This window comes from Thermostichus sp. MS-CIW-37 (genome assembly GCF_054060065.1).
Map to the genome: position 1 here is coordinate 1 of NZ_JBSSCV010000068.1, position 1,004 is coordinate 1,004.

Annotated in this window: 1 protein-coding gene; it reads left to right on the plus strand. The window is 60.3% G+C overall.

The features are described 5' to 3' along the window. On the plus strand, window positions 1–1,004 hold a 1,004-nt coding region (gene psbD, locus ACVWYZ_RS14300), incomplete at both ends, for a photosystem II D2 protein (photosystem q(a) protein) (protein WP_457467430.1).

Sequence of the window (1,004 nt, forward strand, 5' to 3'; positions counted from 1 at the left end):
ATGACCATAGCGGTAGGGCGCGTGCGTCAGGAGCGAGGATGGTTCGACATCGTCGATGACTGGCTCAAGCGCGACAGATTCGTGTTCATCGGCTGGTCCGGGCTGCTGCTGTTCCCCTGCGCTTACCTAGCCCTGGGCGGCTGGCTCACCGGCACCACCTTTGTAACTTCCTGGTACACCCACGGGTTAGCCAGCTCCTACCTGGAAGGGTGCAACTTTTTGACCGTAGCCGTCTCCACCCCCGCCGACAGCATGGGCCACAGCCTGCTGCTGCTGTGGGGCCCCGAAGCCCAGGGGGACTTCACCCGCTGGTGCCAGATTGGGGGGCTGTGGACCTTTGTGGCCCTGCACGGGGCGCTGGGACTGATTGGCTTTATGCTGCGGCAATTTGAGATTGCCCGGCTGGTGGGGGTGCGGCCCTACAACGCCATTGCGTTTAGCGCGCCGATAGCGGTGTTTGTGAGCGTGTTTTTGATTTACCCGCTGGGGCAGAGCAGCTGGTTTTTTGCGCCCAGCTTTGGGGTGGCGGGGATTTTCCGCTTTTTGCTGTTTTTCCAGGGGTTCCACAACTGGACGCTGAACCCGTTCCACATGATGGGGGTGGCTGGCGTTTTGGGTGGAGCGCTGCTGTGTGCCATCCATGGGGCGACGGTGGAGAACACCCTGTTTCAGGATGGGGAGGCGGCCAGCACCTTTCGGGCGTTTGAGCCGACGCAGTCGGAGGAGACCTACTCGATGGTGACGGCCAACCGGTACTGGAGCCAGATTTTTGGGATAGCGTTTTCCAACAAGCGGTGGCTGCACTTTTTCATGTTGTTTGTGCCGGTGACGGGTTTGTGGATGTCGAGCATTGGGGTAGTGGGGTTGGCGCTGAACCTGCGGGCGTATGACTTTATCAGTCAGGAGGTGCGGGCGGCAGAAGACCCTGAGTTTGAGACGTTTTACACGAAGAACATTTTGCTGAACGAGGGGATTCGGGCCTGGATGGCGCCGCAGGACCAGCC